This is a genomic window from Phaeobacter sp., from assembly GCF_022825805.1.
In the GTDB taxonomy this organism is placed as follows: domain Bacteria; phylum Pseudomonadota; class Alphaproteobacteria; order Rhodobacterales; family Rhodobacteraceae; genus Phaeobacter.
In genome coordinates this window covers 1-6647 of record NZ_JAJDWC010000097.1, presented here as the reverse complement: position 1 = coordinate 6647, position 6647 = coordinate 1, and the positions used below count along the sequence as shown (strand labels likewise).

Annotated in this window: 8 protein-coding genes; 5 read left to right on the top strand and 3 right to left on the bottom strand. The window is 54.5% G+C overall.

Annotated elements, in window-relative coordinates:
- Positions 1-139 (bottom strand): transposase (locus Q0C28_RS10880; protein WP_293575683.1); only part of this gene is annotated, 139 nt, incomplete at its 3' end.
- A 100-nt stretch (positions 140-239) separates the two neighbouring features.
- On the opposite strand from Q0C28_RS10880, the gene Q0C28_RS10875 reads away from it, so the two are divergent.
- Both Q0C28_RS10875 and Q0C28_RS10870 read left to right on the top strand, forming a co-directional pair.
- Positions 240-977: an N-formylglutamate amidohydrolase gene (locus tag Q0C28_RS10875; RefSeq protein WP_293575680.1), complete on the top strand. Its 738-nt coding sequence runs from the start codon at positions 240-242 to the stop codon at positions 975-977.
- A gap of 89 nt (positions 978-1066) precedes the next feature.
- The gene (locus Q0C28_RS10870) at positions 1067-1399 is read left to right on the top strand and encodes a DUF1244 domain-containing protein (protein ID WP_293575679.1); all 333 of its coding nucleotides are present in this window, start codon (positions 1067-1069) and stop codon (positions 1397-1399) included.
- Positions 1400-1625: 226 nt separating this feature from the next.
- Here Q0C28_RS10870 and Q0C28_RS10865 read toward each other — a convergent pair whose 3' ends face one another.
- Positions 1626-2057, bottom strand: coding sequence for a DUF1489 domain-containing protein (locus Q0C28_RS10865; protein ID WP_293575678.1), 432 nt, complete (start codon positions 2055-2057; stop codon positions 1626-1628).
- A 178-nt stretch (positions 2058-2235) separates the two neighbouring features.
- On the opposite strand from Q0C28_RS10865, the gene Q0C28_RS10860 reads away from it, so the two are divergent.
- From Q0C28_RS10860 to Q0C28_RS10850, 3 genes are all read left to right on the top strand, one after another.
- Complete coding sequence (locus tag Q0C28_RS10860) at positions 2236-4536, top strand: adenosylcobalamin-dependent ribonucleoside-diphosphate reductase (protein WP_293575676.1); 2301 nt, start codon at positions 2236-2238, stop codon at positions 4534-4536.
- A 379-nt stretch (positions 4537-4915) separates the two neighbouring features.
- Positions 4916-5212 carry a type II toxin-antitoxin system RelE/ParE family toxin gene (locus tag Q0C28_RS10855; protein WP_293575674.1) on the top strand — a complete coding sequence of 99 codons (297 nt, stop codon included), beginning with the start codon at positions 4916-4918 and terminating at the stop codon, positions 5210-5212.
- Between the two features lie 12 nt (positions 5213-5224).
- Positions 5225-6382 carry a HigA family addiction module antitoxin gene (locus Q0C28_RS10850; RefSeq protein WP_293575673.1) on the top strand — a complete coding sequence of 386 codons (1158 nt, stop codon included), beginning with the start codon at positions 5225-5227 and terminating at the stop codon, positions 6380-6382.
- A 162-nt stretch (positions 6383-6544) separates the two neighbouring features.
- Here Q0C28_RS10850 and Q0C28_RS10845 read toward each other — a convergent pair.
- Positions 6545-6647: IS3 family transposase (locus Q0C28_RS10845; protein WP_293575681.1), on the bottom strand; the 103-nt coding region annotated here is incomplete at its 5' end.

Sequence of the window (6647 nt, the reverse complement as noted above, 5' to 3'; positions counted from 1 at the left end):
ATGGAATGCCGGTGCGCAGAACATAGAAAATCCCGTTGATCACACGCCGGTCATCAACGCGTTTTTTGCCCCGCGTCTTGTTGGGCAAGACTGTCTTGATGAACTCCCACTCCAGATCGCTCATGTCCGAACGCGCCATTTTCACACCCCAGCATGTTGTTTTGCTGGAAATGAAGCACAAGCCAATACGAATGATAAGGAATTTATAGGTGTGCTGCCTAGCAAAACGTGACGGACTGATGACATATTCTCCTTTTTTTCTCGAAGGCGCGGATAGGCCTGCGCGCTGGGTGATCACCTGTGATCACGCGACCAATGTTGTGCCGGATTTTGTGAACGGCGGCGATCTTGGTCTGCCTGCGCAAGATATGAACCGCCACATCGCCTACGATATCGGTGCGTTTGGTGTGTCGAAGCACCTAGGGGCGTTGTTGAATGCGCCTGTGGTGGCCTCCAACTTTTCGCGGCTGGTGATCGATCCGAACAGGGGGGCGGATGATCCGACCCTGTTGATGAAACTTTATGATGGGTCGATCATTCCCGGCAACCGGCTTGCAGATGCGCAGGAGCGGGAGGCCCGTATCAAAGCCTGTTATGAGCCCTATCATGACGCTTTGGCGGGATTGATGCGACGGCCGGATCCCATCCTGGTTGCCATCCATTCCTTTACGCCGCAGCTGCGCGGCAAGCCGCCCCGGCCATGGCAGATCGGCATCCTTGCGCCCGATGAGGAGCCATTTTCGCCGTTTTTGGTAGAGCAATTGCAGCAGGAGGCTGATCTATGCGTCGGGATCAATCAGCCCTACACCGGCTATCTGCCGGGCGATAGCGTCGATCGGCACGCCACAGCCGCTGGCCATCCCAATACGCTGATTGAATTGCGCAACGACCTGATCGCAGATCCTGCTGATCAACAGGCGTGGGCTGCACGTCTGGCAGAGATTTTACCGAAGGCTCTGGAAAGATCCGGGCTCTAGCCCCATTTTCGGCAGTGCCGGTCAAGATGCCTGGCAATGGCTCTTGCACCTTGTTTTGATCCCCAAATCGCTCAGTAGGGAGTTCCATCATGGACAGTCAGACACAAATCGAACTTGAAGCCGCAGCCTTTCGCCGTCTGCGCAAACACTTGATGGAAGATCGAACCGACGTTCAAAACATCGATATGATGAACCTGGCCGGGTTTTGCCGCAATTGCCTGTCCCGCTGGTATCAAGAGGCCGCAGCAGAGCGTGGTCTGGAAATCGGAAAAATGGAGGCGCGGGAGCTGTTTTATGGCATGACCATGGATGAGTGGAAAGCCAACTACCAGACCGAGGCAACCGGCGAACAGAAAGCTGCGTTTGATGTGTCCTTTGCCGAAAACGTCGGCGCAGAAAACGTTGGCAAGGAGGGATCCTAACAGCGAGGTCTTATAGGGTCGGTTTTCTTCGCCCGTCCCAGCGGTGTGTTACCGTCAGACGCGCCGATGTCGCAAACCACAGAGCCTGATCTGCGCCTGACCTGCAATCAAAAACGCCACCTGTGTCGGGTGGCGTTTTTCGTATCGTGAGCGGTTGAGGGCCGTGAGCACTGAGTGAGGACTGCTCAGCCGAGAAATCCCGTCGAAAGGGAGCGGCCTAGCAACGTTACAGCACGCCGATTTCTGCCAGCGCTTGCGACAATTCCGTTGGCAGCGGTTTTTCCGCAGAGCGTCCGGCAGGCAGATCCGCAGGGGAATCCTCTACCTTCAAATAGCGCCATCCTTGAAACGGCCGCCGCATCGCCAGGTTGGTCCGGTGCAGCTCCTTATCCAGCACGATGGCGCAGCGGCGCACACCGTCAATGCCAGAGACTTCATCAAGTCGCAGAATTTTCTGGCGGCACTGGATCTGACCCTTGATTACCCAGAAAATCGATCCACCATTCAAGATCTCCTCGGAGCGTTTCGGCCACATGCGCGTCACGTGACGAGGCAGACCGTCGGCGAACTGTCGGCGGTAGCCCGCCTGCCAGGCTTCCAGTCCTTCAACGGTTTCCGTTCCGACCGAAAGCTTCACCAGATTGATATATTTGTCCACGCCGCGCCTCAGCAGTTTGCAAGTGTCTTCACCCCTATATTGTAGCATGGGCTATGCGAACGACAAGGTGTTGTGGTAAGATGGCAAAAAAATGTGAAATCCATCGAAAATGGACATTGAGGCCAGCTTAAATGCTGGTGTACGCAGGCCGCCACTCAAGACACGAGGGATTCGACAGATGAGCCGTTTTGCTGCCCCGATTGCTGAACAAATCTGGGACATGAAATACCGCTTCAAGCAGGCGGATGGGACCCCCATCGACACCACGGTGGAAGACAGCTGGCGCCGTATCGCCCGCGATCTGGCCCGCGCCGAAAAAGACCCGGCCACCTGGGAAGAAACGTTTTATGCGGCGTTGGAAGATTTCCAATATCTACCCGCAGGCCGGATCACCGCTGGCGCAGGCACGGCCCGTCAGGTGACCCTGTTCAACTGCTTTGTCATGGGCACGGTGCCAGACAGCATGGCGGGTATCTTCGACATGCTGAAAGAAGCGGCGCTGACCATGCAGCAGGGTGGGGGCATCGGGTACGATTTCTCGACCATCCGGCCGCGCGGCGCCGACGTCAAAGGTGTTGCTGCCGACGCATCTGGCCCGTTGTCCTTCATGGATGTGTGGGATGCCATGTGCCGGACGATCATGTCTGCAGGCTCCCGCCGCGGTGCAATGATGGCAACGATGCGTTGCGATCACCCGGACATCGAGGATTTCATCACGGCCAAATCCGATCCGGCACGGCTGCGCATGTTCAACATGTCGGTCCTGGTCACTGATCCCTTCATGGAAGCGGTCAAGGCAGATGGCACCTGGGAATTGGTCTTCGGCGATAAGGTGTTCAAAACCGTTCAGGCGCGTGATCTGTGGAACAAGATCATGCAGGCCACATATGATTACGCCGAACCCGGTGTGATTTTCATCGACCGCATCAACAAGTCGAACAACCTTTCCTACGTGGAGCAGATCGCCGCAACGAACCCCTGCGGGGAGCAGCCGTTGCCGCCTTATGGTGCATGTCTTTTGGGGTCCATCAACCTTGCACGGCTGGTGAAGAACCCATTTGAGAAAAACTCCGAGCTGGACCCAGAAGGGCTGAAGACGCTGGTGGCCACGGCTGTTCGCATGATGGACAACGTGGTGGATGTGTCGAAATTCCCGCTGGAGGCCCAACAGCAGGAAGCACAGAACAAGCGCCGCATCGGTCTGGGTGTCACAGGATTGGCGGATGCGCTGTTGATGCTTGGCCTGCGCTATGGTTCGGACGAAGCCGCGCGTCAGACCGAAGAATGGCTGCACGCGATTGCTCGCGCGGCCTATCTGGCGTCGGTGGAGCTTGCGAAGGAAAAAGGGGCGTTCCCGCTGTTTGATGCCGAAGCCTATCTGGCGTCTGGCAACATGATGAACATGGACGAGGATGTGCGCGACGCCATCCGCGAACATGGCATCCGCAACGCGCTGCTGACGTCTATCGCCCCGACGGGCACCATTTCGCTTTATGCAGGGAATGTGTCTTCTGGGATCGAGCCGGTCTTTGCCTATGCCTATACGCGCAAAGTTCTGCAAAAAGATGGCTCCCGCACCGAAGAGGAAGTGGTCGACTATGCAGTGCAGATGTACCGCGAAAAGTTCGGTGCAGAGGCCGCGCTGCCCGATTACTTCGTGAACGCGCAGACCCTGGCTCCGTCCGAGCATGTCAAGATGCAGGCCGCGGCGCAGAAATGGATCGATTCGTCGATTTCCAAGACGATCAACTGCCCCGAAGACATTTCCTTTGACAGCTTCAAAGATGTCTACATGCAGGCCTGGGATCTGGGCTGCAAAGGCTGCACAACCTATCGTCCGAACGATGTGACCGGTTCTGTTCTGTCGGTGAGCGAAAGCGCGGATACGGCTCCGGGTGAAACGGCCGATGCGCCGCATGAAGCCGATGTCAGCGAAACCGGCGCGGCAGAGGTCGTCTACATGTCGGAGCCGCTGGATCGTCCGCAGTCGCTGGAAGGCCATACCTACAAACTGAAGTGGCCCGACAGCGAGCATGCGATCTATCTGACGATCAATGACATCATCATCAATGGCCATCGCCGTCCGTTTGAAGTGTTCATCAACTCCAAGAACATGGAGCATTACGCTTGGACGCTGGCGTTGACACGCATGATCTCGGCCGTGTTCCGCCGTGGCGGTGATGTGTCCTTCGTGGTCGAAGAGCTGAAAGCGGTATTTGATCCGCGTGGTGGTGCTTGGGTGCAGGGCAAATACATCCCCTCCATCCTCGCCGCGATTGGTGGTGTGATCGAAACACATATGGTTGCGACAGGGTTCCTGGAAGGAGAGGGCATGGGCCTGAAATCCGATCCCAAGGCCGAAGTTGTCGCGCTGAATACTCCGCGCGGCAAAGCCTGCCCAAGCTGCGGTCAGTTCGACATGCAGATGGTCGAAGGCTGCATGACCTGCCGCAGCTGCGGCCACTCCAAATGCGGCTGATGTCATCAGCGGCGATGTGTGGAACGACACATAAGGTGACATTTATTGACGCCGAGTTGCCATTTCTCGGCGTCAAACCTGCAACTTTCATAGCAAAATTTTGCGTGTTCCATCATTTAAGGCGGAAACCTGACTTTCGCAGCGGGTTCAACGCAATCGATTTGACTGTTGGAAAGCGGACCTTCAATTGCCACCCGACTGGCCACGGAAAACTGCAATTCGTTCGTTAAGATGCAGTCAGCTAAGTGTTCTGGAAGCAGCTAAGTTTCCACCTGCATGCGCATTAATTGATTGAAATCTGGTCTTTTTAAGTTAACTTAACGCATGGCGTTAAGTCGTGTATTGACGGTTATAGATATATGGCATAGGTAGAGTTAGCATGGAAGTGAAGTTCGCAAACAACGATCTGGCGCGGATATGCACAGATGAGGCCCATAAAATGGGATTACCAGTCACGGTGATAAAGGCTGCTCGCAAGACGTTGTTAAAGCTCGAGGCAGCAACATATGAGAGCGATCTCTTCAACATCGGTGGGCTGGACTACAAAGTTCGCAGGGGAGGCGACGATGAAACAAGGCAAGTTCGTGTGAACAAGCAGTATCGGATTTTCTTTACGGTTTCCGGCGAAGGAGCCAGCGCCGTAGCAACAGTCACCTACATTGGCGACCCGCACTAAGGAGGGCAAGTTATGAGCATCGCAGCCCTGTTAAATGAAGTCCCTCATCCAGGGGAGTTCATTCGTGACGAATTGGAGGCGCGTGGTTGGGCTCAGCGGGACCTAGCCTACATTTTGGGTGTCAAAGAGCAGGCTATCAATCCCATCATGTCTGGAAAACGTGGGATTAGCCCAGACATGGCACAGTCTTTATCGAAAGCGTTTGGGATTTCGGCTGAGTATTTCATGAACCTGCAAAAGGCTTACGAGCTGTCAACGGCACGTACTGCTGATCCCGCGATTGAACGTCGCGCGAAGCTACAATCAAAGTACCCTATCCGGGAAATGATAAAGCGGGCTTGGTTTGAAGATACCCAGGATATTTCGTTGCTTGAAGCACAAGTAATGAGATTCTTTGGGACAAACTCACTCGACCATGTCCCGGGTCTGGCCCACAACGCAAAGAAGTCGGGAAGTTATGCGGATGAGTTGACGCATCTACAGTGGGCTTGGTTATTTCGTGTGAAGCAGATTTCCGAGGAGATGATTGTCGCCAATTTCTCGGAGAAGAAATTGGATTTATTACTTGCTGATCTGGAACGCCTTTTGGTTGATCCGGAAGAAATTAGGAATGTCCCTCGTATCCTCGCCGAAGCTGGTGTTCGATTTGTAGTTGTTGAGACTCTGCCAAAAGCGAATATCGATGGGGTTTGCTTTTGGCTGGACGTAAAATCTCCAGTGATTGGTATGACGTGTCGGCACGATCGAATTGATAACTTCTGGTTCGTTCTAAGGCATGAACTAGAGCACCTCAGACAAAAAGATGGCCAGAAAGAAGAACTAACATCTGCTCGAGTAGATGTTGACCTTGACCCAGGGGCGCAAGATCTTCCGAAGGAAGAATTACGGGCGAACTTGTGTGCATCGCAGTTCTGCGCCGATCAAGATGCTTTAGACTCATTCTTGGTACGCAAGTACCCATACATGGCTGAGCGAGACACCTTAGGGCTTGCTCGACGACTTCAACGCCATCCTGGAATTATTGTTGGGCAACTGCAGTACAAGATGGCTGTGCAGTACAATGTGAACAAATACAACTGGTTAACTAAGCATAAGGTCAAGATCAGGCATTTCCTTCGGGGTGCCGCGACCATGGACGGCTGGGGCGATCCTGTCCCGGTCAGTCTTTAAGGAGGTTGCAATGGCAAAGTACAAAGAACAGCTTCAGCGAATTTGGCACCAATATGAATCCGAGCATGGTTCCGTACCGGCTACGGCCCGTGAAGCAGTTGCATGGGGACTGTCGAAGGGATTGTGGACTTGCACCGGTTCCGTTCCGGTGTGTTGCTCATGTTAGGCGGCGATCTTTTCGAAGGCCACGGGTGATTTTCCATCCAGCGCTGAATGGCGCCTGCGCGAGTTATAGAAGCCGTTGATGTATTCGAACACTGCGACC

Excerpts from the sequence above, each read along its gene's own strand:
- Q0C28_RS10870 (WP_293575679.1), top strand. The coding sequence starts at position 1,067 with ATGGACAGTCAGACACAAATCGAACTTGAAGCCGCAGCCTTTCGCCGT.
- Q0C28_RS10850 (WP_293575673.1), top strand. The coding sequence starts at position 5,225 with ATGAGCATCGCAGCCCTGTTAAATGAAGTCCCTCATCCAGGGGAGTTC.
- Q0C28_RS10860 (WP_293575676.1), top strand. The coding sequence starts at position 2,236 with ATGAGCCGTTTTGCTGCCCCGATTGCTGAACAAATCTGGGACATGAAA.
- Q0C28_RS10855 (WP_293575674.1), top strand. The coding sequence starts at position 4,916 with ATGGAAGTGAAGTTCGCAAACAACGATCTGGCGCGGATATGCACAGAT.
- Q0C28_RS10875 (WP_293575680.1), top strand. The coding sequence starts at position 240 with ATGACATATTCTCCTTTTTTTCTCGAAGGCGCGGATAGGCCTGCGCGC.